The following is a 25604-nucleotide window of genomic DNA, read 5'->3' as shown; positions in this document are numbered from 1 at the left end:
CCGGTCGCGTTTCGCGGCCGGCTTCTCTTTGAAGAGTCCCAAAAGAATGGCGATCACGCTCTCTGGCGATCAGGCGATCCCTGCCCCACCCCTGACGTCGCGGCTGACCCCGGCGCAGGTCTGGGGCATCGTGCTGCTCGCGCCCTATCTGCTCGTCTTCCTCGCCTTCGTCGTCTATCCCGTCTGCTACGGGCTGTGGCTGGCGCGGGCTCCGTCGAATTATGTCGCACTGTATAACGACCCGATCTTCGCGCGCGCGGCGGTCAACACGCTGATCTTCCTGGTCATCGGCATCAACATCAAGATGCTGATCGCGTTGTTCCTGTCCGGCTTCTTCGCCCAGCAGCGCACATGGATCAAATGGCTCTCGGTGATCTTCATCCTGCCCTGGGCGGTGCCGTCGATCCCGACCATCCTGTCAGTGCGCTTCATGCTCAACCCCGAATGGGGCATCATCAATCACTACATCTTCGCCTGGACCGGCGATGACGGTCCGAACTGGCTGAATGACCCGACGGTCGCCCTGACGATGGCGATCGGCGTGCACATCTGGAAATCGCTGCCGTTCTGGACGATGATCCTGATCACCGGGCGCCTTGCGATCGCGCAGGACCTGTTCGAGGCCGCCGAGGTCGACGGCGCGAACTGGTGGCAGAAATTCCGCTTCATCACCTGGCCGTCGATGCAGACCCTCTACATCACCTGCACGCTGCTCTCGATGATCTGGACGCTGGGCGATTTCAACAGCGTCTATCTGCTCACAGGCGGCGGCCCGGCAGATCTCACGCACGTGCTGTCGACACTCGGCATCCGCTATCTCCGGCTTGACCAGCTCTCGCTCGCGATGGCCTCCATCGTCTGCGCGATGCCGTTCGTCCTGCCGCTCGTTTACTTCATGATGAAACGGTTGTCGCGATGAAGCTTCCCGGCGCAAGCGATTTTACCTGGCGTGACGTCGCGACCGAAGCGCGGCTGCTGCTGATCGGAATTCCCGTCTTCCTGTGGACGATGATTCCGATCTATCACATGTTCCTGTTCGCGATCTCCCCGAAGGAGGACGCGTTCTCGGGCAAGCTGTGGCCGGACCACCCGACGCTCCACAACTTCGAAATCGTATTCAAGCAGCAGCACTATTTCCTGCGCGACTTCTATGTGCAGTTCTGGAATTCGGTGGTGATCGCGGCAGCCGTCGGCGTGTTGACGCTGTTCATCGCCACGGCCGCGGCGTTCTCGATCTCGCGGCTGAAGGTGCCGGGCGGGCGCATGGTGCTGAACCTCGCGCTGTTCACCTATTTCATCCCAGCCGCGTTCCTCGCTGTGCCGATGTATCGCACCATGGGCAATTACGGCCTGCTCAACAATCACTGGGCCCTGATCCTGGCCATGGTGACGATTGCCTCGCCTTACGCGATCTGGGTGCTCAAGCAGGCCTCTGACAAGCTGCCGGTCGAGCTGGATGAAGCCGCCGTGATGGACGGCGCCACCACGCTGCAGATCTTCCGCCTGGTCTATCTGCCGCTGATGATGCCCTCGCTGGTCGCGATCGGCACCTATGCCGTGCTGCTCGCCTGGAACGAATATCTCTACGCGTTCCTGCTGCTGTCGAACGACCGCGAGATCACACTTCCCGTCGCGCTCGGCAACTTCCTCGCCGCCGACGATTCGCCCTGGGAGCTGTTGATGACCACCGGCTTCATCTACGCACTGCCGCCGGCCGCGGTCTACTACGCCTTCCGCCGTTACATGGTGGGCGGACTGACGGCGGGTGCCGTGAAGTCCTAGACTGAGCATGATCCGGAAAAGTGTGAAGCGGTTTTCCGACAAGATCATGCTCAGATCTTAAATGTCTTCTGCGCGCTTCCGGCGATAAGCCAACAGGAGCGCGATCATCGAGCCGAGAAAATAGCCGGCGGTCGCGCCCGAGATGGCGCGGCCGGCGATGATGGCTAGCGCACGGTCACCCGCATCGATCGCCGAGATCACGCCGACCGCATATTGCAGCAAGAATACGACCAGGTTGCGGATGAGCGCGAACGCGCTGCCCGGACGGATGATCTCTCCCGTCTTGTGATCGACATCGAACGGACTCGGTGTCAGCACGCCAAGCGGCAGCAGCACGAGCGCCGCGACCACCCACGCGACCAGCGGCCATTGGCTGTCCTGATGTCCGAATCCGATGCTCGAAACGCCCCAAGCGATGAAGACGACAGGGACGATCAATGCACGCCAGATCGGCGCCTTGCGCGGCTGCATCGACTTGATGCCCTGCCAGACCAGATAGGCCAACAGGATCCAGACCCAGGGCGGCGTATGGACGAGTATCTGATAGACGAACATCATGATCCATTCCCTCTAGAGCGGCGCTGCGCTCTCGCCCCGCGCGCTCGACAGTTTCGAAGCCAGTGAAGCGACGACGATGACGACCGCGATCAGGGCGATCACCAGCGTGCAGATCGCATTGATCTCCGGCTTCACGCCGAGCCGCACCTCGGAATAGATCCGGATCGGCAGCGTTGCCGAGCCCGGCCCCGTGGTGAAGCTCGCAATCACGAGATCGTCGAGCGACAGCGTGAAGGCGAGCATCCATCCGGCGACGATCGCGGGTGCGATCAGCGGCAGCGTCACCGACAGGAAAGCGCGAGCCGGGGCGCAGCCGAGGTCCATGGCGGCCTCCTCCAGCGAACGGTCGAGCGAGCCGAGACGCGACTGCACGACGACGGCGACGAAGCACATCGTCAGCGTGGTGTGCGCGATCGTCACCGTCCAGAAGCCGCGCTCGGCATTCAGCGCGACGAACAGCAACAGCAGCGACAATCCAGTAATCACCTCCGGCATCACCAGCGGCGCATAGAGCATGCCGGAGAACAGGGTTCGGCCGCGAAAGCGCTCACCGCGCGACAGCGCCACCGCGGCCAGTGTACCAATCAGCGTCGCGATGGTCGCGGAGGCGACCGCGACCCGCAGGCTCATCCAGGATGCCTCGATCATGGCACGGTCGTCAAAGAACTCGTAATACCAACGCAGCGACCAGCCGCCCCACACCGTCACCAGCCGCGAGGCGTTGAAGGAATAGATCACGAGGATCAGGATCGGCAGATAGAGGAAGGCAAGCCCCAGCGCAAGCGAGGCGACATTGAAGCGGGACAGGCGAGAGAATCTGCGCATCTCACTGCTCCTCCAGCTGCCGCCGCTGCAGCCGCTCGTAGAGCAGCAGGGGCAACAGCAGCACGACGAGGAGCACGATCGCCGCAGCTGAGGCCACCGGCCAGTCCTTGTTGGTGAAGAATTCGAGCCACAGCGTCTGGCCGATCATCAGCGAGTTGGAGCCGGCGAGAAGATCAGGGATCACGAACTCGCCGACGACTGGAATGAAGCACAGCAGCACGCCGGCGCCGACGCCCGGCAGTGACAGCGGAAAGGTGACGAGCCAGAACACCTGCCATGGCGGCGCACCGAGATCGCTCGCCGCCTCTTCCAGCGCCGGCTCCATCTTGGCGAGCGTGGCGTAGAGCGGCAGGATCATGAACGGCAGGTAGGAATAGACGATGCCGACATACATCGCGGTGTCGGTGGAGAGCCACACCACCGGCTGGCTCACCAGGTGGAGCGCCAGCAGGATCTGATTGAGCAGGCCGTCATGCTGAAGGATGTTGATCCAGGCATAGATTCGGATCAGGAACGACGTCCAGAACGGTACGATCACCAGCACCATCGCAACCGCCTGCCACCGCTTCGGCAATCGCGCCATGCCATAGGCGATGGGATATCCGATCAGCAGAAGCAATGCGGTGGCCGTCACGGCCACGGTCAGGCTGCGCAGATAGGCGAACACATAAAGATCGTCGGAGACGAGCAGTTTGAAATTGTCGAGTCCCAGCGCGGCAAAGGCCGACCGGATCGCCGTCCATCCCGCCGTCAGGTCGAACACCGGCTCGTAAGGCGGCTGCGCGATCGCCGTCTGCGACAGGCTGATCTTCAGCACGAAGCCGAACGGCACCAGGAAGAACAGCACCATCCAGACATAGGGGGCGATGGCGGCGAAGCGCGCCGGCCGCGCGAAGATCCGGCGCCCGCTCATGACGGCAGCACCACACAGTCGTCGGGTGTGAACCAGGCGACGACATGCTGGTTCAGACTAAACGCATCGACATCGAGACGTGCGCTGTTGGCGACGGACGCCTGCACCATTCCGCCGGCATCGAGCTTCACCTTGTAGGTGGTGGTGCCGCCGAGATAGCAGATGTCGGCGATCACGCCGTCGAGCCGGTTGATCGCGGTTTCATGACCGGCCTCGCTCACGGGGCCACGACGCGACAGCTTGACCTTCTCGGGTCGGATCGCGACCGAGAATTTCACCTCGCCAAGCGGCTGGCGCGGCTCGGCCACCACCAGGGTGCCCGCATCACGCGTGCCAATGACCAGGCGATGACCATCGCGCAGTTTGGACTCGGCGTCGAACAGATTGATGTCGCCGACAAACCCCGCGATCCAGCGCGAGCGCGGCGCCTCGTAGAGCTCGCGGGGGGTCGCGACCTGGGCGAGCTTTCCAGATTTCATCACGCCGATTCTATCAGCCATCGTCATCGCCTCCCCCTGGTCATGGGTGACGATCATGAACGTCATACCGAGCCGGCGCTGCAACTCCATCAGCTCGCCTTGCGTGCTCTCGCGCAGCTTCTTGTCGAGAGCTGCAAGCGGCTCGTCGAGCAGCAGAAGCTGCGGCCGGCGCGCCAGCGCGCGAGCCAGCGCAACGCGCTGGCGCTGGCCGCCGGAGAGCTGGTCGGGCTTGCGCTTCTCGAGCCCCTCGAGCTTCACCAGCGCCACCATCTCCGCGACGCGCGTTGCGATATCGGCGCGGGCCATGTTGGCGCGCCTGAGGCCAAAGGCGATGTTGTCGCGCACCGACAGATGCGGAAACAGCGCGTAGTTCTGGAACATCATGTTGATCGGACGCTCGTGCGGTAGCGCCTGCGCGATATCCTTGCCACCGAGCAGGATGCGCCCCTCATCCGGAGACTCGAAACCCGCAAGCATCCGCAGCAGCGTGGTCTTGCCACAGCCACTGGGACCCAGAAGCGCGAAGAACTCGCCGGCCTTGATGTCGAGCGACACGCCGTCAACCGCGCGGAACGTCCCGAACGTCTTCGCCACGCCCTCGATACGCAGCAGCGGCTCGCGCGCGGCGGGATGCGCATCTCCGCGAGCAACATCTGTTCTGGGCAACTCGTCAGTCATGGTCCCTGCCAACCCCAATGCCGCCGCACGCTAGCGGTGGATCGGCCTTTGCTCAACCGGTTCGAGGCGGATCCGCCATGAACGCAGCCAGCGCGTCACGGTCTGCCGCCGGCATGGTCAACCCCAACTTGGACCGGCGCCACAGGATATCCTCGGGGAAGCGTGCCCATTCGCGGGCCATGAGATAGCGAACCTCCGCTCCGGTGAGGTCGGGACCGAAGGCCGGGCCGAGCTCCTCGCGGGTTTTCGCTTCTCTCAGCACGGTCGATAGCCGCGAGCCATAGGCCGCAACGAGGCGCCGGGCTTGCGGCTCATCGAGAAACCTCCAGCGGTCGCGCGCGAGGTCGATCTCGGTCTCGAAGCGATCCCAGGCGAAATCGCCCCCGGGCAACGTTGCGGCAGCAGTCCAGGGCCGCGACATCGGATAGAACGGCGTCAGCCGCGTCACCGCCCGCTCGGCGCGGAGGCGCGAGGTCGTGACCTCGCCGCCGAACATCGTCAGCAACGGCGCCTTGCGCCGGCGCGCGTGGAACAGCGTCGTGCCGTCGCGGCGTCGCGCGGACGCGGGCGTCAGATTGACGCCGGAGAGCGTGCGCACCACGTCGGTCGGACCAACACGCTCGCGGAAATAGCGGCTCACGGCTTCGCAGAGATAGCTGACATCGGCGCCCGGCATCGCGACGATCGCGGGATCGCCGGTGAAATCATGCGTGACCGTGCCGACCAGCGTGAAATCGCGCTCGAACGGGCTCGCAAAAATCAGCCGCCCGTCATTGTTCTGGAACACATAGACATTGTCGGACTCGAACAGCCTGGGCACGATGATCTGGCTCATCTGCACGGCCGCCATGGGCGGCAGCGGCTGCCGCAACACGGTCTCCGCAACCATCGATGTCCAGGCGCCGGTGGTATTGGCCAGCGCGCGAGCCGTGATCGTGCGGCGATGGCCGCGATCGACAACGGCGAGCCGCCAGATGTCGGCCCGGTCGGCCCGCACACATCGCGCCCCGGTGCAGATCACAGCGCCGCGCTCGGCGGCGTCCAGCGCCACGAGCACCACCAGGCGTGAATCGTCGACGACACAATCGGCATATTCGAAGCCGATGCCGAACGGCCGCTTCAGTGCGTTGCCAACCGGATGATGCGTGATGTCGAGGGTCGCAGATGCCGGCAGGCCGCCGCGGTTCGTCAGGGCGTCATAAACATACAGGCCCGCGCGCAACAGCCATGGCGGGCGCTCGTCGGAATGGGCGGGGATCACAAAGCTCATCGGCCGCACCAGATGCGGCGCGATCCGGAGCCAGGTCCGACGCTCGGCCAGCGCCCGGCGTACCCGCCAGAAGGCGCGGCGCTCCAGCACCGACAGGTCGCCATGAATCAATCGCGACGTCGCCGACGAGGCGGCGCTGGCCAGATCGCCCTGCTCGACCAAGATCACCCGCAAGCCTCGGCCAGCAGCATCGCGCGCGAGGCTGGCGCCGTTCAGGCCGCCGCCGATGATCGCGAGGTCGTAATCCGCCATGAAACCGTCTGGAGGGAGCAAGGTCCGTGCCCGACACCACTAGCCGGTCTTGAGCGCAAGCTCCATGGCCTCGACGCGGCCGACGAGGCCGGCGTATTTTCCAATGGGCAGCGGCTTGCCGAGCAGATAGCCCTGCACGCCGTCGCAGCCCTCCCTGGCGAGGAAGGTGAGCTGGTCGATCGTCTCGACGCCCTCGGCAATGATCGACATTTCGAGGCCGTGGCCGAGATCGATCACGGCGCGAACGATCGCCGCCGATTGCGGGTTGCGGCCGAGATTGGTGATGAAAGCACGGTCGATCTTGATCTTGTCGAACGGGAACGCCTGGAGATAGCTCAGCGAGGAGTAGCCGCTGCCGAAATCGTCCATGGAGATGCGGACGCCCAGCGCCTTCAGCCGGCGCAGCAGCGCCAGACCGCGATCAAAGTCCTCGATCAGCACGCCCTCGGTGATTTCGAGCTCGAGCCGGCCGGGCGCCAGACCCGTCTCGATCAGGATCGAATGGACGAGACCAACCACGTCGCCGTGCATGAACTGCGCCGGCGACAGATTGACGGCGACCTGCATCGGCTTCGGCCACGACGCCGCCTCGCGGCAGGCCTCGCGCAGGATCCATTCGCCCATCTCGACGATCAGGCCGCTTTCCTCCGCGATCGGGATGAATTCGGCCGGCGAGACCTGGCCGCGCACCGGATGCTGCCAGCGCGCCAAGGCCTCAAAACCGATGATCTCGCTTTCGGCGACGCTGTCACGCGCGATACCCTGCGGCTGGAAGGCCAGCGACAGCTCGCCGTTCTTGATCGCCTTCGACAGATCCTGATGCAGCACGCGGCGGTCGCGGATCTGCTGATCCATCTCGGGCTGATAGAGGCTGATCGTACCGCGGGATTTCTGCTTGGCGCGGAACAGGGCCGCGCCGGCATTGGCGAGCAGCGAGGCGCCGTCGGGGCCATTGTGCGGGAAGATCGACATGCCGGTGGTGATGCCGGCGCGGACCGCGCGGCCGTCGATCTGGAATTCCGGCGCCAGCGCCTCGCCAAGCCGTTGCGCCAGCGTGAGGCCCGCATCGGGCTGCTTACCGTCGATGATCAGGCCGAATTCGTCACCGGACAGGCGCGCCACCAGGCCGCCGCGTGCGGTGTCCTGGAGCCGCTGCGCCACCTCGATCAGCAGCTTGTCGCCAAGCGCATGGCCGAACACGTCGTTGACTTCCTTGAGGCCGTCGAGATCGATGCACAGGACCGCGAATTCCTCGTCGGTCCCTTCGCAGGCCTCGATCATCTGGGTCAGCGCCTGAAGGAAGGCAGCGCGGTTCGGCAGGTCCGTGAGGCCATCATGATAGGCCATGTGCGCCATCCGCGACTCGATCTGCCGGCGGTTGGTGACATCCTCGTGGGTCTTGATCAGATATTGCGGCTCGCCGGAATCGTTGAGCACCGTGGCGCGCCGGGTCAGGAACAGGCGCAGGCCGTCCTTGGTCGAGATCGGATGCTCCTCGGTGATCATCCCCCGCTTCTTGATCGCGGCTTCGTCGCGCGCGATGATCAGCTTGGCTTCCTTGGCGTTGAAGATGTCGGAAGCGGTCAGGCCGGTGGCTTCCTCGCGCTTGCGGTTGAGGATCGTCTCGGCGCTGCGGTTGGCGAGCAGATAGCGGCCATCCTTGACCTGTTCGACGATCAACGCCACCGGGATGTTGTCGACCACGAGCTCGAGGAACTTCTTGGTGCTCTCCAGCTCCTTCGACAGCGATTGCCGATCGGTAATGTCCTCGAACACGATCAGCAGGAATTCCGGCTTGTTGCTCTCGTTGCGGACCACGATCCGGATCGAGGCCACCATGCGCCGGGCCTGCTCGACCTCGACCTCGAATTCATTGCGATATTGTCCTTCCGGCGCCAGCAGCGCCGCCCGATCGGTCGCCTCGATGCTATCAGCCGATTTCGGACCGAACAGCTCGCGCGCATTCTTGCCGACGACCTGGTCGCGCGAAAAACCCCAGAAGCGCTCATAGGCGCGGTTGGCGAAGATGTAGCGGCCGTCCTCGATGTTCTTGGCGGCGACGCAGGCCGGCACGTTGTCCAGCACCGTTTCGAGGAATTGCTTGGTCGAGGCCAGTTGCCGCGACAGCTTGCGCTGTTCGCTGACGTCGAGATGGGTCGCCACCGATCCGCCGTTCGGCAGCTCGAAATATTTGACCAGGATGGCGCGGCCATCGGGCAATTCAGTGATCAGGCCGTTGGGGCTCGCCGCCTTCTCATAGAACTCGTCGTCGGAGACGCCGAGGACACCCCGCTGGCGCCTCAGTTCGAGGATGTCGTAGCCGGTCATGTCGGACCAGAGGTCCGACCTGACCAGGCCATAGATCTCGAGATAGCGGTCGTTGCAGAAGATGATGCGGCGCTGCCCATCCGTCATCACCACACCCTGGTTGAGGTTGTTCATGGCGGAGGAGACGAACGCGTTGCGACGGAGCTGCGAGCGCCGGGCACGGCGCAATGCGGAATTGATCCACAGGACAATGGCGGTCAGCAGCGCGCAGACAACAATGCCGCCGATCAGGGCCTCCCAGATCAGGCTCGGTTCGAGCCCGTCGAGATAGGCCGACACAGCTGAAGGTTCGGCGCGCGCAGGCGTGATCGCCCCTGCCAGGCACACGACGACCTGCACAGCAATCAGAATGGTGCTGCCCGCGTGCCAGTTTTTCTCAGCCATCAGCCACCCGCGATTTCAACTGCGGATTGTCTGGCTTCACGGGTTTGGATCGGGTAAACGCCTGTACGCCCAAGAGAAAAATGTGACGCGAAATACGGCAATTGCCCTGACATGATAAATGTTTTCTTAATGGAGAACGGCCGCAGGGTGCGTTTCCCTGGCAAACCAGCGCCATCGGCAGCTTCAGCGGGACCTCTGAATAGCGATGGATAGGGTCGATTGCGTCGTCGTCGGAGCCGGCGTGGTCGGGCTCGCGGTGGCCCGGAAGCTGGCACAGGCCGGGCGCGAGGTGATCGTGCTCGAGGAAGCCGAGGCCATCGGCACCATCACCTCCTCGCGCAACAGCGAGGTGATCCATGCCGGGATCTACTACCGCGCCGGAAGCTGGATGGCGCGCATGTGCGTCAGCGGCAAGCACGCGCTGTACCGCTATTGCGGCGAGCGCGGCATTCCGCACAAGAACTGCGGCAAGCTGATCGTCGCGACCAATGCGAAGGAAACCGAGAAGCTGCAATCGATCAAGGCACATGCCGAGGCCAACGGCGTGCTCGACATGCAGTTGCTCTCGGGCGAGGCCGCCCGCGCGCTGGAGCCGGCGCTGGCCTGCGACGCCGCCCTGCTGTCGCCGTCGACCGGCATCATCGACAGCCACGCCTACATGCTGTCGCTGCGCGGCGAAGCCGAGGCAGCCGGTGCCGCCTTTGCGTTTCACACGCCGCTGATCCGCGCCAAGGCGGAGGCCGGCGTGATCGAGATCGAGGCCGGCGGCGAGGCACCGATGACCTTGCAATGCGACCTGCTCGTCAACGCCGCCGGGCTTTCGGCGACGACGGTGGCGCGCCACATCGACGGCATGCCGATCGACCGGATTCCGCCGGCCTATCTCGCCAAGGGAAACTATTTCAGCTGCAATGCGCGCGCGCCATTCTCGCGCCTGATCTATCCGGTGCCCGAGCCTGGCGGGCTAGGTGTGCATCTGACGCTAGACATGGCAGGACAGGCGCGCTTCGGCCCCGACGTCGAATGGATCGAGACGATCGACTATGAAGTCGATCCGTCGCGCGCCGAGCGCTTCTATCCGGCGATCCGCAAATACTGGCCGACATTGCCCGATGGCGCGCTGATGCCGAGCTATTCGGGCATCCGCCCGAAGATCGTGCCGCCGGCGGTGGCGACGCAGGATTTTCTGATGCAGGGTCCGCGCGACCATGGCGTCGCGGGCCTGATCAATCTGTTCGGAATCGAATCGCCGGGGCTGACATCGTCGCTCGCGATCGCAGACCACGTCGCGGAGCTGGCGGAAATTTGAGGCGTTTTCGAGCGGCGTGGTTACCGGTTCGTGAAAACGCGTCCAGACAAGACACCACCGCGCGACGATCATCGCGCAGTGCCCAACCTTACAGCAGGGATGAGCGCAAAGGCTCTCGTCCCTGCCTGAAAGGATGCGATCAAACTCTACGCTGTTACGGGGGTTACTAGTGAAGCGTCTCGCCGGACTGCTTCAGCCGTTCAATCTGGTCCTTGACCATCAACTTGCGGCGCTTCAACTCAACAATTTGCAGGTCGTCTGTTGAAAGGTGCACGAGCGCTTCGTGCAATTCGTTTTCGAGAGTTTTGTGCTTCCGTTCCAATTCAACCAGATGTGCCTGAATTGTCATTCGAAACCTCCTCGGTAGGGGTGAACCTGGGATTCGATCCGGACGAGGAAGTGTACATCACCGATTCGTTCTGTCGATATGTATCCGTCGTCGCATCGTCATTTTTGAAAATTCATATGTAACGAAGCGTGAGTAAGGAACTGCGCGGCGAAAAATCCATGATATCAATGCGCTCGCGCAATACCGCTTCGAATCACCGAAATATCTTGCGAGAGAGCGGTGCGTGGAGGTGGCAGATCGCTTGCGATCACGCCGCGCAAGGGCGATAATTTCCACAGGGCATCCACAGCCTTAATCTTAAGCTTATCGGTTTTCGGCCACCGCAGACATGACCAATGATGATGAGCGTGAACTCGAAGCCGAGCTCACCCGGTTGCAGCAGGAACACCGAGATCTCGATGCGGCGATCGATGCACTGCATCAATCGCCTGCCCCCGACCTATTGCGGTTACAGCGGTTGAAGAAACGCAAATTGTTGTTGCGCGACCGTATCGCCTTCATCGAAGACCAGATCACGCCCGACATCATCGCCTGATCCACAAGCGGTCACGCGTGACCGCGTATGAATCCGCTTGACTCAAAAAGAACAAAAGAGGAACATAAATCCTGCCCCCGACGCCCCCGTAACCGCCCAAGGACCCGTAAGGACACCGCAGATGTCAGTTCCCGCCCTTCTCGACAACAGCCATTACGAACAGGCCTGCGATCAGGCGATTGCGATGTGCGACGGCAATCTGCGCAGCACCATCAAGGCGCTGATCATGGCCAACGAATATCTGGAAGCTGAACTGGAAGAATTGCAGGCGGCGATAGCGGCCGGCTGCATTCCAGAAACCTCGCGCAGCAAGATGCGGAGCAAAAGCAGCGCCGCTTGAACTTACCATTGGAGTGCAACGCCATGTCTGATGTGACCTATTACGTTGCAATGCCCTTCCTGATCGATGCCGACGGATCGCCTGTCGCCGGCACCGCAGAAGAATGCCAGAGCTCTACGGCTGCGCTGCGCCGCGCCGAGGCCCTATCGCATGGCGCCGGCCATATCGGCGCGGTCGCGTTCAGCCGCAGCGGCGACCCCATGACAGGAGAATTCGGCGACGCCACGCTGCTGCGCAAATTCGGCAACGTGCCCGAAGATCTCGCGACGCTGTAAAGTCAGCTGCGTACAAGCCTGATCCGCGGCTCGTGCCGGCGCTGCGCCTTGCGCACATACATGGCGGCATCCGCCTCCTCCAGCGCGCGGGCGGCTTCGGACTGCGCGCCCAGCAGCGCCACACCGGCAGAGGCACCCGCCGTCACCTGCTGGCCGCGAAAGACGAAAGACAATTCGTCGATCGCCTGCTCGAAGATGACAGCCTTCGCCTTGGCATCGGTCTCGCTGAGATTCCAGAGCAGCAGTGCAAACTCGTCGCCGCCGAGACGCCCGACGACGTCGGAAGCGCGGATCTGCCGCGTCAGCGTGTTGGCGATCGCCTTCAGCACCTCGTCACCGGCGGCATGACCGAAGGAATCGTTGATCGGCTTCAACCGGTCGACGTCAAGCACGATCAGCGCGCCGCTGGCGCGGTAGCGCTTCATGTAGGCGATGGCGCGCTGCAGCTCGCGCTCGAAGCCGCGCCGATTGGGAATATCAAGCAGGAAATCGGTATCGGCCGCAGCCTCGAGTTCCGCGACGCGCCGCAGTGCCTGCGTCAGCTTGGTCCGCAGGCCACGAATGATCGCCTTGCTGCTGTCCTTGCTCGCGTCCTTGCTCGCGTCCTTGGCAGCGGACGCGCGGCGCGGCGCCGCAGCCCGCTTGGGTACCGTTTTCGTTCGGCTGCCGCTGGTCTTTCGGCCCTTTTTGGCCTTCGCAGCGGTCGCCCTTTTTGGTTTCTTCATGGGCATCCTGCTCAATGAAGGCTTGCGGGGATTCACCAAGACAGGATAGTGCATTCCCTTCTCCTTGCCACCGCCTTGCGAGCCGCCGGCCGGAACCGTTAATCTGGCCTATCTTTCTGTTTTCCGAGCACAATTGACGTCATGACCGCGCCGATCGCCATCATCATGGGAAGCCAGTCGGACTGGGAGACGATGCGGCACGCCGCCGATACGCTCGCAGCCCTCGGCGTGAGCGCCGACACCCGCATCGTTTCGGCCCATCGCACCCCCGACCGGCTGTTTACGTTTGCCAAGGGTGCCAAGGCGGCCGGTTTCAAGGTCATCATTGCCGGCGCCGGTGGCGCTGCGCATCTGCCCGGCATGGCCGCGGCACTGACGGAACTGCCTGTCTTCGGCGTGCCCGTCGAGTCCAGGACGCTGAAGGGCATCGATTCGCTCTATTCGATCGTCCAGATGCCTGCCGGCATTCCGGTCGGCACGCTGGCGATTGGCAAAGCGGGCGCGATCAACGCGGCACTGCTCGCGGCGGCCGTGCTGGCGCTGTCCGATCCCGCCCTGTCCGATCGCCTGGCCGCCTGGCGCAAGGCGCAGACCGAGGCGGTTGCCGAGCGCCCGGAGGACAAGGCGTGACTGACGCAAAGCAGGTGAAGCTGAAGCCCGGCGACACCATCGGAATCCTCGGCGGCGGACAACTCGGGCGGATGCTGGCCATGGCTGCGGCACGGCTGGGCCTGCGCTGCCAGGTGTTCTCGCCCGATCCGGATTCGCCGGCCTTCGATGTGGTGCTGAACGCGACCTGCGCCGAATATGCCGATGTCGAGGCGCTCGAGTTGTTCGCTCATGATGTCGACGTCATCACCTACGAATTCGAGAACGTGCCGTCGGCCGCGGCGATGGTACTGGACGCGCGCCGTCCGGTGCTGCCCAACCGCAAGATCCTCGAAACCACCCAGGACCGGCTCGCCGAGAAGGATTTCGTGACCAAGCTCGGCATCGGCACCGCCGCCTATGCCGACGTGACCTCGGTCGCATCGCTGCGCGAGGCAATCGTCAAGATCGGCCTGCCCGCGGTGCTGAAGACGCGCCGCTTCGGCTATGACGGCAAGGGCCAGGCCATCATCCGCGAGGGCGACGACATCGCAAAGGTCTGGACCAGCCTCGCCACCAAGTCGGCGATCCTGGAAGCCTTCATCCCGTATGAGCGCGAGATCTCCGTGATCGCCGCGCGCTCGGCTGGGGGCCAGGTCGAATGCTTCGACGTCACCGAGAACGAGCACCGCGACCACATTCTGAAGATCTCTCGCGCGCCTGCGTCGATCCCCGATGCACTCGCTGAAGAGGCGCGCAGCATCGCCGGCAAGATCGCGACCGCGCTCGACTATGTCGGCGTGCTCGCGGTGGAGATGTTCGTGCTCACCAATGGCGGCGGCTCCAAGGTGCTGGTCAACGAGATCGCCCCGCGCGTGCACAATTCCGGACACTGGACGCTCGACGGCGCGTCTGTCTCCCAGTTCGAGCAGCACATCCGCGCCATTGCCGGCTGGCCTCTCGGCAAGCCGGTGCGCCATGGTGAGGTCGTCACCATGACCAATCTGATCGGCGACGAGATCAACGATTACGAGTCATGGCTGAGCGTGCCGGGCGCGACCGTCCATATCTACGGCAAGGGCGCACCGCGCCCCGGACGCAAGATGGGCCACGTCACCGAAGTCAGGCCTTCAAAGAGCAAGTGAGGGGGACCGCAGCACAAGCTGCGATCCCGCTGCCGGGTTAGGCCGTCTTGACGCCCGCCACGACGCCTGCGGGCTCCTCGCTGAGCCAGCGGTAGATCACCCCGCCCAGCGCGCCGCCGATCAGCGGTGCGATCCAGAACAGCCAGAGCTGCGACAGCGCCCAGCCGCCGACGAACAGCGCAGGCCCCGTGCTGCGCGCCGGGTTCACCGACGTGTTGGTGACGGGGATGCTGACGAGATGGATCATCACTAGTGCAAGCCCGATCGCAAGCGGCGCGAAACCCGCGGGCGCGCGGCCATGGGTTGCGCCCATGATGACGAACAGGAACATCATGGTCATCACCACCTCGGTGACGAAGCAGGCCACCATGCTGTACTGGCCGGGCGAATGTGCGTCGTAGCCGTTGGAGGCAAAGCCCTTGGTGACGTCGAATCCGGGCGCGCCGCTGGCGATCACATAGAGCAGTTCGGCGGCGACGATCGCACCGCAGACCTGAGCGATCACGTAAGGCAGGATCTGGCCTGCCGGAAAGCGTCCGCCGACGGCAAGGCCGACCGTCACGGCCGGGTTGAGATGGCAGCCCGAGATATGGCCGATCGCATAGGCCATGGTGACGACACTCAAGCCGAAGGCCAGGGACACGCCGACCAGGCCGATGCCGACCTGCGGAAAACCGGCCGCGATCACCGCGCTGCCGCAGCCCGCAAATGTGAGCCAGAACGTGCCGATGGCCTCGGCAGCATATTTCTTCATGTCCATGGTACGTCTCCCCTGATTCACTAATGTCCGGCGTGACCGGCCCGGAACAGCCCGTCCTTGGCGCCAAACCCACCCAAATCGAGGCCGTACCGGAGCATTTTCGCCGTATTTAATGGCTGAACTTGGTCCGAAAAGCCGTTGCACCGGTGGACATCTCAGGTTTTGTCTGATACATCCGCGCCCTCAAGGATAAGGGCTTGTGCTTTTTGCCATCCCCTTTGTCTTACCAGAATTCAAATCCGATCCACTGAAGAGGATGCCGCGTGCAGGTTCTCGTTCGCGATAACAATGTCGACCAAGCCCTCAAGGCGCTGAAGAAGAAGATGCAGCGCGAGGGCATTTTCCGCGAGATGAAGCTCCGCGGTCATTACGAGAAGCCCTCCGAGAAGAAGGCCCGCGAGAAGGCTGAAGCCGTGCGCCGCGCACGCAAGCTGGCCCGCAAGAAGCTGCAGCGCGAAGGCCTGCTGCCGATGAAGCCGAAGCCGGTGTTCGGCGCTGGCCCCGGTGGCGAGCGTGGTGGCCGTGGCGGCCCCGGTGCAGGTCCGCGCGGACCGCGTTGATCTTGCCGATCGTGCAGGACTGAGTTTTCGATAACGCGGGCCCTTGGCCCGCGTTATTGTTTTGTGAGCGGTGCCTTTCTGGGACGGGGCACTACAGATGCGGCACTAAAGCGCGATGAGATTCGGTTGAAACGTCATCGCGCTTTAGTTTGTTCTTTGAGCATGATCTCCGCATGCTCTAGCGCGAGCGAACCGTAGATGGCCTGCCCTTTCCCCGAGCCCGGCTTGGCGCGGCGACGCCAGATCTGGCGCCAGCCGCTCGCGCTGGCCTTGATGGGGATCGCACTGTGCGGCTGCTCCTTCGATCTCGGCTCCATGATGCCCGAGAAGGACAAGCCGCAGGAAGCACCAAAGGCCGTGGCGGCAGCACCGGATAGTGCTGTCAGCGCTGCCAACGTCACCGAAGCGCAGACCCACACCGCAAAAGCGCAAGCCCTGGCGAAGTCGGGCGAGACGCAGGCCGCGCTGGACGAGTTCAATCGCGCCGTGGCACTCGATCCCTACAATGCACAGGCGCTCTACGGCCGCGGCCTCCTCTATCAAGGCAATAACGAGCACGATTTTGCGATCGCCGATTTCGGTGCCGCCAGCGGGCTCAATCCGCAAAAGGCCGAGCCACTGCTCGGCCGCGCCGTCAGCTATCTCGCCATCGGCAAGGTCAAGGAAGCGGCGGCCGACCTCGACGAGGCCTCGGAAGCCGACCCGCACAACGCCCAGGTCTGGACGACGCGGGGACAGGCCTACGAGCGGCTGGGCGACAAGACCAAAGCGGCCGCGTCCTACAGCAGGGCAGTCGCGCTACGCCCACGCGATGACGCCGCCCGCAGCGGCTTGGCCCGCGTCGGCGGCTGACAGTATCTTTCGGATTGGACACGTTTTCTTGACGCGAACCGGCATCCACTTCGCTCGAAAACGCTATGGAACGGCTCAGGCGCCGTCTTAATCGGGGGTAGCGCTCTTCGGCAGGACCGCGTGAAACATCGACTTCATGCCCGACAACATCTCGTCGGCGACATTGGTCTTGGGACGCGGCATCGGCGCGCCGGCATCGGCACGCAGATCGAGCGGCGGGGCGGCAATCACCGGAACCGGAATATCGGCCGGCGGCGTCAGCCTATTCGGGTTGTCGGTGCTGATCGAGGCCGTGTAGGGCGGGGTAGCCTGCGACGAGCCAGTGTTGCCATAGGCCTCGGGCGATGGCGTCGACACGTTGATCGGCGGCGGCAACGGCCTGACCGTCGACGGCACCGCAGTCACGACGCGGGGGGCCTCCGGAATCCGGGACGCTTCCTGCGCGGTCGGCTCTGGCGTCCGCTCGACCGCCTTCGCCTCGGCCGGCTTAATTTCGGAAGATTTGGCCTCGGTGGCCTTGCCCTCGGGCGACTTGCGCAGGCGCTCGATAGCCGCCCGGGCGAGATCGTTGGCGTCGGGGGTCGCGGCCGGGGACGCCGCCACAGGCGCCGAATTGGCCTCAACCACCGGCGCCGCGGGGGCCGACTTGGCGACCGCCTTCTCGTGAGCAGGGGTACGAGCTACATCCGCAGCCTTGGCATCCGCGGCCTTGGGCTCGGCGGACTTGGGCTCGGCGGACTTGGGCTCGGCGGACTTGGGCTCGGCGGACTTCTCGGCAGCCGGCTTGTCCGCCGCGCCCTTGTCGGAAATGCTCTTCTCGGAGACGCCCTTGGCCTTGACGCCGGGGCCCGGGAGATTGGCCACGTCGGCCGGCTTCTTGCCGCCGTCGGCAGGCGTCACCACGGCGGCTGGTGTGTCCGCCGCCGGTCTGGCGTTGATGTAATGATTGACGATGTACGCCCCGATGATCGTCGCGAGCACCGAGGGGAAAATATCCATCGAGATTTTAGCGAGGTATTTCAGCATTTCTCGGCCACTCCCCGCGCGATCTGATGCGGGAACTTTGGGGCATTGTAAGGGATCAACTGCGACGGATCGATGGCAAAGGTTACGCGTGCCTTACGGCTTCAGCTCAATCTCAAGGAACACGATCTCGGTTGAGGTTTCGTTAAGTACGTCGTGTTGGACGCCGGCCTTGCGGAAGTAGGATTCTCCGGCCGCAAGCTGCGCCTTGGAACGCTCCCCGTTGGGCGCAACGATGGTCATCTCGCCGGCGACCACGGGAACAATCACGTAATCCATGCCGTGGGTGTGATGCCCGGTCGCGCTGCCCGGGGCGAGCCGCCATTCGGTCACCCGGACCTCGTCATTGTCGACCTGAACCTCGGATTGGGCGGCAAGCATCTCGAACCTCTCTGGGGATCGGTTCAGGGCACGAACACCATGAACACGTAGACGGCAAATACCACCATATGGACCAGCCCGAACAGGACGTTGGTCCTGCCCGTACCGAAGGTCAGCATGCTCAGCAAGAATGTCAGGAACAACAGCGCCGTGTTCTGGGGATTGAGGCCAAGCACTAGCGGCTGATCGATCACATAGGTGGCGAGCCCGACCGCCGGAATGGTCAGGCCGATGGTGGCGAGCGAGGACCCGAGCGCAAGGTTAATGCTCTTCTGGAGGTCGTTCTTGCGGGCGGCCGCGATCGCGGAGACGCCCTCCGGCATCAGGATCAGCAGCGCCACTAGCAAGCCCGCGAAGGCCGGCGGGGCGCCGATCCGGGCCGCGACGGCATCGACCACCAGGGAGAACTTCTTGGCCAGCAGCACGACGGCCAGCAGCGAGATCAGGAGCAGCGCGATGCTCAGCGCCAGCATCTTGCCCGACAAATCGGCCCCACCGGCCTCACCCTCTGCCCCCTCGTGAACAAAGTAATCCTTGTGCAGGACCATCTGGGTGTAGAGGAACACGCCATAGAGCACGATGGTCACGAGATCGACGAAGCCGAGCTGAAGCGTCGAAAAGACCGGCCCCGGCGTCGTCAGCGTGTAATTGGGCATGATCAGCGTCAGCGTCGCGAGCGCAATCAGCACGCTGAGATAGACGTTGGCGCCGGAGAGCTGAAAGCCCTGCTCGCGATAGCGAAGCCCGCCGATGAAGATGCAGAGGCCGACGAGGCCGTTGCAGACGATCATCACAACCGCGAACACGGTGTCGCGTGCGAGCTCCGGCGCGGGCTTGTCGCCGAGCATGATCGTGGTGATCAGCGCGACCTCGATGACGGTCACCGCGAGCGTGAGCAGCAGCGTCCCGAACGGTTCGCCGATCCGCTCCGCGATCACCTCGGAATGATGCACGGCCGCGAACACGGTCCCGAACAGGATCACCAGCAGCACGATCGCAAACACGCCGCCGCCGGCCGTCAGCGTAAAGCCGTAGCCGGTCGCGGTGACGATCAGGAACAGCAACACCGCCAGAGCGGGGAAGATCCAGGACGACCGCGGCATCGGTCCGTGTGCGCTCATGCAGGCGATTCCTTCAGATGAGACACTGATTATGCGCGAGAAGATCGCGCGCGTCAGCCCTCAAGCGCCGTTGAGGAATTGCCGCGCTGTCTCCAAAGCCCCGAAATCGTCGAGATTTTCGTGGCCGCCGCGGGGAAACCGCACCAGCGTCTTGGGCTCGCGGGCCAGCGCAAACAATTGCTCGCCGAATCTGATGGGGATCGCCGGATCGCTGGTGCCGTGCATGATCAGGAGCGGCGCAGCGACACGCGCAATTCGCGCGTCGGAGTGGAACTGATCGCGCATCAGGAGGCGAATCGGAACGAAGCGAAACAGCGACGCAGCGACATCGACCGTCGACGTATAGGGCGCTTCCAGAATCAATTTGCCGACCGGATGCTCGGATGCAATGGCGACCGCAACGCCAGTCCCCAACGAGAACCCCCAGACCACGATCCGCGCGGCGTCATAGCGCTCCGTCGCAAAGGCGTAGGCGGCCGCGGCGTCCCGCAACAGGCCCTGCTCGCTCGGCGCGCCGGACGAGCCGGCATAGCCGCGATAGGACAGCGCGACGAGACCGGTGCCATCGGCAACGATGCCGGTGAAGCGGCTGACGCGCCCGGCGAGGAAATCGCCGTTGCCCGGAAAGAACAGCACCACGGGACGGCCGGACTTGGCTGGCACGTGCCAGACAACGACCTTCTCGCCATCGGACGCGGTGAGAACGTGCTCCTCGGCCTCCGGAAATCCGGCGGCGGCGGGCGCCTTGCGCTCGGTCGTCGGAATCGGAAACAGCATGTCCCGCTGCTTCACATAGAGCAGGACGAGACCGGCGAGATAGCCGGCAGAAACGACGATGGCGATCCATTTCAGGAATGTCATCGCAGCGCCGGCCCTCCGGCGCTACATCGCCTTGACGATGTTCTCGGTGACCTTCTTGGCGTCGCCGAGCAGCATCATGGTGTTGTCGCGATAGAACAACGGATTGTCGATGCCTGCATAGCCGGACGCCAGCGAGCGCTTGATGAACATCACGGTGCCGGCCTTCCAGACCTGGAGCACGGGCATGCCGTAGATCGGCGAGGTCTTGTCCTCTTCGGCCGCCGGGTTGGTGACGTCGTTGGCGCCGATCACGAAGGCAATGTCAGCCTGCGCGAATTCGGAGTTGATATCCTCCAGCTCGAACACCTCGTCATAGGGCACGTTGGCTTCGGCGAGCAGCACGTTCATATGGCCGGGCATGCGACCCGCGACCGGGTGAATGGCGTACTTCACCTCGACGCCTTCCTTCTTCAGCATGTCGGCCATTTCCCGCAACGCGTGCTGGGCCTGCGCCACTGCCATGCCGTAGCCGGGCACGATGATGACCTTGGAGGCGTTCTTCATGATGAAGGCCGCGTCATCCGCAGAGCCGAGCTTGGCCGGCTTCTGCTCGCCGCCTGCCCCGCCGCCGGCCGCCGCGGTCTCACCGCCGAAGCCGCCGAGGATGACCGAGATGAAGGACCGGTTCATCGCGTGGCACATGATGTAGGACAGGATCGCGCCGGACGAGCCGACCAGCGCGCCCGTGATGATCAGCGCCGAATTGCCCAGCGTGAAGCCGATGCCGGCCGCGGCCCAGCCGGAGTAGGAGTTCAGCATCGAGATCACGACCGGCATGTCGGCGCCGCCAATCGGGATGATCATGAGCACGCCGAGCGCCAGCGCCAGGATGACGTTGAGCCAGAAGAACACCGGGCTGCCGGTGACGACGAGCCCGACGATGCAGGCGACCAGCGCAACCGCGAGCGCGACGTTGATCACATGCCGGGCCGGCAGGATGATCGGCGCACCGCTCATGCGGGCCGACAGTTTCAGGAACGCGATCACCGAGCCGGTGAAGGTCAAGGCGCCGATGGCGACGCCGAGCGACATTTCGACGAGGCTCTGGGTGTGGATGTTGCCTGTCGTGCCGATGTCGAAGGCCTCAGGCGCATAGAATGCGCCGGCGGCGACCAGCACGGCGGCCATGCCGACCAGCGAGTGGAAGGCGGCGACCAGTTCCGGCATCGAGGTCATCGGCACGCGGCGGGCGACCACCGCGCCGATCGCGCCACCGATCGCGATGCCGACAATCACCAGCACCCAGGCGAGACCGTCGGCCGGCGGATGGTTGGCCAGCGTGGTGGCGACCGCGATCGCCATGCCGATCATGCCGAACAGATTGCCTTGGCGCGACGACGCAGGGCTCGAAAGTCCGCGCAGCGACAGGATGAACAGCACCCCCGCCACGAGGTACAAGAATGCAGAGAGGTTGGCGCTCATCTCAGGTCCCCATTGATCCCATCAGCCCGAGGTGGCCGCTTACTTCGACTTCTTCTTGTACATCGCCAGCATGCGCTGGGTGACAAGGAAGCCGCCGAATATATTCACGCAGGCAAAGATCAGCGCGACGAAGCCGAAGGCACGCGCCCAGCCCGAACCGCTCGAGACGTTGGCAACGCCGCCGGCCAGCAGCGCGCCGACCACGATCACCGAGGAGATCGCGTTGGTCACGCTCATCAGCGGCGTATGCAGCGCCGGCGTCACCGACCACACCACGAAATAGCCGACGAAGACGGCGAGGACGAAGATCGACAGCCGGAAGATGAAGGGGTCGACGACCTGTGCGGCGTGCTCCATGGCGGCTCTCCTTAAACCTTCGGCTGGAAGTTCGGGTGGATCACGGCGCCGTCCCTGGTCAGGGCGGTGGCCTTGACGAGTTCGTCGTCCCAGTTCACGGCGAGGGCCTTGCTACCCTTGTCGACCATGGTCTCGATGAAATTGAACAGGTTGCGCGCATAGAGACTGGAAGCTGACGCCGCGACACGGCCGGCGACATTGGTGTAGCCGACGATCTTGATGCCATCGAGATCGACGACCTCACCCGGCTTGGCGCCTTCGACATTGCCGCCGCGCTCGACGGCGAGATCGACCAGCACAGAGCCGGGCTTCATCGACTTGACCATCTCGCCGGAGACCAGCTTCGGCGCGGGCCGGCCCGGGATCAGCGCGGTGGTGATGACGATGTCCTGCTTCTTGATGTGCTCGGCGGTGAGCGCAGCCTGCTTGGCCTGGTATTCTTTGGACATTTCCTTGGCATAGCCGCCGGCGGTCTGCGCGTTCTTGAACTCCTCGTCCTCGACGGCGAGGAACTTTGCGCCGAGCGACTCGACCTGTTCCTTCGTCGCGGGCCGCACGTCGGTAGCCGTGACGATGGCGCCCAGACGCCGCGCGGTCGCGATCGCCTGCAGGCCGGCGACGCCGACGCCCATCACGAACACCTTTGCGGCAGGCACGGTGCCGGCCGCGGTCATCATCATCGGGAAAGCGCGGCCGAAGGCCTCGGCGCCCTCGATCACGGCGCGGTAGCCGGCGAGGTTCGCCTGCGAGGACAGCACGTCCATCACCTGCGCGCGCGTGATGCGGGGCATCAATTCCATCGCGAAGGCGGAGACGCCGGCATCGGCCATCGCCTTGAGCGCGGCATCGTTGCCGTAGGGGTCCATGATCGCGATGACGAGCGCGCCGCGTTTATATTGCGAGAGCTCGGAAGCCTCGGGACGCTTCACCTTGATGATGATGTCGGCGTCAACAAGCGCATCAGCGCTGACGGTGGCACCCACAGCAGTGAATTCGGAATCCGGCAGGCCTGACTTGAGGCCGGCGCCCGGCTCGACGGCGATCTCGGCGCCCAACGCCTTGAACTTCTTCACCGTATCAGGCGAAGCAGCAACACGCGGCTCCGACGGATCGATTTCCTTGGCAACGGCGATCTTCATAGGCCCTCCGGCGACGCGGGACAAAGCGCGCACGCGAACTTAGCGTCACTCCCGCAACGTTGGATACCGGTTTTGGTACCGGCTTGAATGCAAATATTATGAGCACCGACGGCGATGGCGGTGCAACAGGCGATGGTTCAGGTCAGGAAGATCGCCATCAGGATGACGATGAGCGCGACCGAGGCCGTGCCGTACTTCACCAGCTTGATGAAGCCTTCATAGGTCTGCTCGTGGGCAACGTAGTCGTTGCCGTCGGCGGTGGTGTACGCCACTTCGCTATGGTCAGCCATGGAATGTCCCCAGTCGAAAGTCGAATTTCCCGGCTGGGATACCTCAATCCTTCGGGCAGGGCAACGGCACCGAGGCGCGGTTTTCCCGCAAATCGGTTCATTTGGATTCCCAATCGGTTAGTGAGCCCAATCCGCCCTCAGCCCATGGCCTCCAATTCGTCGATCATGCCGGCAATGACCGACAGCCCGCCGTCCCAGAACTTCGGGTCCTTGGCATCAAGCCCGAACGGCCGCAGCAGCTCCGAATAGTGCTTGGTGCCGCCGGCTGCGAGCATGTCGAGATAACGCTCGGCAAAGCCCTCCGCCGCGTTCTCGTAGACGGCATAGAGCGAGTTCACCAGGCAATCGCCGAAGGCATAGGCGTAGACGTAGAACGGCGAGTGGATGAAGTGTGGGATGTACATCCAGTAGTTCTCGTAGCCCGCCTTGATCTCGATCGCCGGACCCAGGCTCTCGCCCTGCACCGATAGCCAGAGCTCGCCGAGCCGCGTCGCGGTGAGCTCGCCGTTCTTGCGCTCGGTGTGGACCGCGCGCTCGAATGAATAGAACGCAATTTGCCGCACCACGGTATTGATCATGTCCTCGACCTTGCCGGCGAGCAGCGCCTGGCGCTGTTTTGCACTTTTGGTCTGGGTAAGGAGCCGCCTGAAGGTGAGCATCTCGCCGAACACACTCGCGGTCTCGGCCAGCGTCAGCGGCGTCGGCGCCATCAACGCGCCGTTCTTCGCCGCCAGCACCTGGTGCACGCCGTGGCCGAGCTCGTGGGCGAGCGTCATCACGTCGCGCGGCTTGCCCTGGTAGTTCATCAGCACATAGGGGTGTGCCGACGGCGTGGTCGGATGCGAGAAGGCGCCCGGCGCCTTGCCCGGACGCACCGGCGCGTCGATCCAGCGATCGGTGAAGAAGCGCTCGGCGATATCGGCCATCTCAGGCGAGAAGCCGCGATAGGCCGTCAGCACCATGTTGCGCGCATCCAGCCAGCCGATGACATCGGTCGCAGCAAACGGCAGCGGCGCGTTGCGGTCCCAATAGGCCAGACGCTTCTTGCCGAACCACTTTGCCTTCAGCGCATAGTAGCGGTGCGAGAGTCTTGGATACGCCGCACGGACAGAGGCGACCAGCGCGTCGACCACCTCGCGCTCGACGCGATTGTTCAGATGGCGGGAATCCGCGACGTCCTTGAAGCCGCGCCAGCGATCGGAGATGTCCTTGTCCTTGGCCAGCGTGTTGGTGATCAGCGCAAAGGTGCGCTCATTGGCCTTGAAGGTTTTCGCCAGTGCATCCGCCGCAGCTTTGCGCTTGGCGCCGTCGCGATCTTGCAGGAAGTTCAGAGTCGGCTCGATCGCAAGTTCTTTTGAACCAACCTTGAAGCGCAGGCTCGATATGGTCTGGTCGAACAGCCTGTTGAACGCAGAATAACCGGTCTGCGCCTTCTCCAGGAACAGCTGCTCGAGCTTGTCGTCGAGCTGGTATGGCTTTTCCTTGCGCAGATCCTCGATCCACGGACGGTAATGTGCGAGCTCCGGCGTCTTCATCGCGCGAGTCAAAATATCGTCATCGATGCGGTTGAGCTCGAGCGCGAAGAACAGCAGATGCGTCGATGCCGCGGTCAACCGTTCGGAGACGTCGCCGTAAAACTTTGAAATCGCAGGGTCCACGCTGTCACCAGCGTGCACGAGACCCGCGTAAGAGCCGAGACGGCCGGCGAGGTCGTCGATCGCCTCATAGCGTCGCACGGCTTCCGCGAGCCATTTTCCGCCATCTTCATTTGCTGTGCCTGTTGCGAGCTTGCCCTTGTAGTCGGTCTCGAACGCGACGCAATCGGCATCCATCGTCGCGAGATCGCGCGCCACGTCCGGCGCATCGATCCCGGAATAGAGATCGGCGAGGTTCCACTCCGGAAGCTTGCCAGTCTTGCGCGCAGGTTTTGCGAGCGCTGACTTGGAGGATTTTGCCTTGGCGACGGATTTCTTTGCCGCAGACGTCTTGGTGGCAGGCTTACGGAGTGCAGGCTTATGCAGTGCGGGCTTGGAGCGCGAATTCATTGTGTGGGAAACCTGTGTTCAACAATCGCGGCGGCGGGCGGGGGCATCAAGGTTTAAG

The 25604-nt window shown here is 63.8% G+C and carries 28 protein-coding genes; 10 read left to right on the top strand and 18 right to left on the bottom strand.

What is annotated here, in order from left to right:
- Positions 1-46 precede the first annotated feature (46 nt).
- Together M2427_RS01215 and M2427_RS01210 are read left to right on the top strand one after the other, a co-directional pair.
- Entirely contained in the window at positions 47-919 is an 873-nt protein-coding gene (locus M2427_RS01215; RefSeq protein ID WP_280704230.1) for a sugar ABC transporter permease, read from the top strand.
- Entirely contained in the window at positions 916-1782 is an 867-nt protein-coding gene (locus M2427_RS01210) for a carbohydrate ABC transporter permease (protein WP_280704229.1), read from the top strand. The genes M2427_RS01215 and M2427_RS01210 overlap by 4 nt, the downstream gene beginning before the upstream one ends.
- Before the next feature lie 57 nt (positions 1783-1839).
- Here the strand turns inward: M2427_RS01210 and M2427_RS01205 are convergent, their stop codons facing one another.
- Genes M2427_RS01205 through M2427_RS01180 form a run of 6 tightly spaced genes read right to left on the bottom strand, consistent with a single transcriptional unit; the run spans position 1840 to position 9469 of the window.
- A complete protein-coding gene (locus tag M2427_RS01205; protein ID WP_280704228.1) occupies positions 1840-2340 on the bottom strand; it encodes a DUF6622 family protein in 501 nt (166 codons plus the stop codon).
- A 12-nt stretch (positions 2341-2352) separates the two neighbouring features.
- On the bottom strand, positions 2353-3165 hold the full coding sequence (locus M2427_RS01200; RefSeq protein ID WP_280704227.1) for an ABC transporter permease subunit: 813 nt from the start codon (positions 3163-3165) through the stop codon (positions 2353-2355).
- Position 3166: 1 nt separating this feature from the next.
- On the bottom strand, positions 3167-4078 hold the full coding sequence (locus M2427_RS01195; RefSeq protein ID WP_280704226.1) for an ABC transporter permease: 912 nt from the start codon (positions 4076-4078) through the stop codon (positions 3167-3169).
- The gene (locus M2427_RS01190; RefSeq protein WP_280704225.1) at positions 4075-5235 is read right to left on the bottom strand and encodes an ABC transporter ATP-binding protein; all 1161 of its coding nucleotides are present in this window, start codon (positions 5233-5235) and stop codon (positions 4075-4077) included. Before M2427_RS01190 ends, M2427_RS01195 begins: the two co-directional genes overlap by 4 nt.
- 52 nt (positions 5236-5287) lie before the next feature.
- The gene (locus tag M2427_RS01185) at positions 5288-6757 is read right to left on the bottom strand and encodes a glycerol-3-phosphate dehydrogenase (RefSeq protein WP_280704223.1); all 1470 of its coding nucleotides are present in this window, start codon (positions 6755-6757) and stop codon (positions 5288-5290) included.
- 39 nt (positions 6758-6796) lie between these two features.
- Positions 6797-9469, bottom strand: coding sequence for an EAL domain-containing protein (locus M2427_RS01180; RefSeq protein ID WP_280704222.1), 2673 nt, complete (start codon positions 9467-9469; stop codon positions 6797-6799).
- A gap of 205 nt (positions 9470-9674) precedes the next feature.
- Between M2427_RS01180 and M2427_RS01175 the strand changes: the two genes are divergently transcribed.
- Positions 9675-10778 carry an NAD(P)/FAD-dependent oxidoreductase gene (locus M2427_RS01175; RefSeq protein ID WP_280704220.1) on the top strand — a complete coding sequence of 368 codons (1104 nt, stop codon included), beginning with the start codon at positions 9675-9677 and terminating at the stop codon, positions 10776-10778.
- A gap of 166 nt (positions 10779-10944) precedes the next feature.
- Here the strand turns inward: M2427_RS01175 and M2427_RS01170 are convergent, their stop codons facing one another.
- Positions 10945-11127: a DUF465 domain-containing protein gene (locus M2427_RS01170; RefSeq protein ID WP_280704219.1), complete on the bottom strand. Its 183-nt coding sequence runs from the start codon at positions 11125-11127 to the stop codon at positions 10945-10947.
- Between the two features lie 328 nt (positions 11128-11455).
- Between M2427_RS01170 and M2427_RS01165 the strand changes: the two genes are divergently transcribed.
- The 3 genes from M2427_RS01165 to M2427_RS01155 all read left to right on the top strand — a co-directional run bounded on the left by M2427_RS01165 (position 11456) and on the right by M2427_RS01155 (position 12277).
- Positions 11456-11662, top strand: a complete 207-nt coding sequence (locus tag M2427_RS01165; protein ID WP_280704218.1) for a DUF465 domain-containing protein — start codon at positions 11456-11458, stop codon at positions 11660-11662.
- A 121-nt stretch (positions 11663-11783) separates the two neighbouring features.
- Positions 11784-12002, top strand: coding sequence for a hypothetical protein (locus tag M2427_RS01160; protein ID WP_280704216.1), 219 nt, complete (start codon positions 11784-11786; stop codon positions 12000-12002).
- Between the two features lie 23 nt (positions 12003-12025).
- Entirely contained in the window at positions 12026-12277 is a 252-nt protein-coding gene (locus M2427_RS01155) for a hypothetical protein (protein ID WP_092302760.1), read from the top strand.
- A 2-nt stretch (positions 12278-12279) separates the two neighbouring features.
- On the opposite strand, the gene M2427_RS01150 is transcribed toward M2427_RS01155, so the two are convergent.
- Positions 12280-13002 carry a GGDEF domain-containing protein gene (locus M2427_RS01150; protein WP_280704215.1) on the bottom strand — a complete coding sequence of 241 codons (723 nt, stop codon included), beginning with the start codon at positions 13000-13002 and terminating at the stop codon, positions 12280-12282.
- A 141-nt stretch (positions 13003-13143) separates the two neighbouring features.
- Between M2427_RS01150 and purE the strand changes: the two genes are divergently transcribed.
- Positions 13144-13632: a 5-(carboxyamino)imidazole ribonucleotide mutase gene (purE, locus tag M2427_RS01145; protein ID WP_280704214.1), complete on the top strand. Its 489-nt coding sequence runs from the start codon at positions 13144-13146 to the stop codon at positions 13630-13632.
- The gene (locus M2427_RS01140) at positions 13629-14735 is read left to right on the top strand and encodes a 5-(carboxyamino)imidazole ribonucleotide synthase (RefSeq protein WP_280704213.1); all 1107 of its coding nucleotides are present in this window, start codon (positions 13629-13631) and stop codon (positions 14733-14735) included. Before purE ends, M2427_RS01140 begins: the two co-directional genes overlap by 4 nt.
- A gap of 37 nt (positions 14736-14772) precedes the next feature.
- Here the strand turns inward: M2427_RS01140 and aqpZ are convergent, their stop codons facing one another.
- Positions 14773-15495 (bottom strand): aquaporin Z, encoded by a 723-nt coding sequence (gene aqpZ, locus M2427_RS01135; protein ID WP_280704212.1) that lies wholly within the window; start codon positions 15493-15495, stop codon positions 14773-14775.
- A 263-nt stretch (positions 15496-15758) separates the two neighbouring features.
- On the opposite strand from aqpZ, the gene rpsU reads away from it, so the two are divergent.
- Together rpsU and M2427_RS01125 are read left to right on the top strand one after the other, a co-directional pair.
- Entirely contained in the window at positions 15759-16055 is a 297-nt protein-coding gene (rpsU, locus tag M2427_RS01130) for a 30S ribosomal protein S21 (RefSeq protein ID WP_027545547.1), read from the top strand.
- A gap of 198 nt (positions 16056-16253) precedes the next feature.
- A complete protein-coding gene (locus tag M2427_RS01125; protein ID WP_280704211.1) occupies positions 16254-16907 on the top strand; it encodes a tetratricopeptide repeat protein in 654 nt (217 codons plus the stop codon).
- Positions 16908-16994: 87 nt separating this feature from the next.
- On the opposite strand, the gene M2427_RS01120 is transcribed toward M2427_RS01125, so the two are convergent.
- From M2427_RS01120 to M2427_RS01080, 9 genes are all read right to left on the bottom strand, one after another.
- Complete coding sequence (locus M2427_RS01120; protein WP_280704210.1) at positions 16995-17933, bottom strand: hypothetical protein; 939 nt, start codon at positions 17931-17933, stop codon at positions 16995-16997.
- Between the two features lie 93 nt (positions 17934-18026).
- Complete coding sequence (locus tag M2427_RS01115) at positions 18027-18311, bottom strand: cupin domain-containing protein (protein WP_280704209.1); 285 nt, start codon at positions 18309-18311, stop codon at positions 18027-18029.
- Between the two features lie 23 nt (positions 18312-18334).
- Complete coding sequence (locus tag M2427_RS01110; protein WP_280704208.1) at positions 18335-19432, bottom strand: ionic transporter y4hA; 1098 nt, start codon at positions 19430-19432, stop codon at positions 18335-18337.
- 60 nt (positions 19433-19492) lie between these two features.
- Positions 19493-20293: an alpha/beta hydrolase gene (locus M2427_RS01105; protein ID WP_280704207.1), complete on the bottom strand. Its 801-nt coding sequence runs from the start codon at positions 20291-20293 to the stop codon at positions 19493-19495.
- Between the two features lie 21 nt (positions 20294-20314).
- The gene (locus M2427_RS01100) at positions 20315-21715 is read right to left on the bottom strand and encodes an NAD(P)(+) transhydrogenase (Re/Si-specific) subunit beta (protein WP_280704206.1); all 1401 of its coding nucleotides are present in this window, start codon (positions 21713-21715) and stop codon (positions 20315-20317) included.
- 39 nt (positions 21716-21754) lie between these two features.
- Positions 21755-22072, bottom strand: a complete 318-nt coding sequence (locus tag M2427_RS01095; protein WP_018317801.1) for a proton-translocating transhydrogenase family protein — start codon at positions 22070-22072, stop codon at positions 21755-21757.
- Positions 22073-22083: 11 nt separating this feature from the next.
- Positions 22084-23211, bottom strand: coding sequence for a Re/Si-specific NAD(P)(+) transhydrogenase subunit alpha (locus tag M2427_RS01090; RefSeq protein ID WP_280704203.1), 1128 nt, complete (start codon positions 23209-23211; stop codon positions 22084-22086).
- Positions 23212-23348: 137 nt separating this feature from the next.
- A complete protein-coding gene (locus M2427_RS01085) occupies positions 23349-23501 on the bottom strand; it encodes an aa3-type cytochrome c oxidase subunit IV (protein WP_008136857.1) in 153 nt (50 codons plus the stop codon).
- Positions 23502-23638: 137 nt separating this feature from the next.
- On the bottom strand, positions 23639-25546 hold the full coding sequence (locus tag M2427_RS01080; RefSeq protein WP_280704202.1) for a M3 family oligoendopeptidase: 1908 nt from the start codon (positions 25544-25546) through the stop codon (positions 23639-23641).
- Positions 25547-25604 lie beyond the last annotated feature (58 nt).

Source organism: Bradyrhizobium sp. BR13661, assembly GCF_029892425.1.
Lineage (GTDB): Bacteria > Pseudomonadota > Alphaproteobacteria > Rhizobiales > Xanthobacteraceae > Bradyrhizobium.
This window is presented reverse-complemented; position numbering and strand designations above follow the sequence as displayed.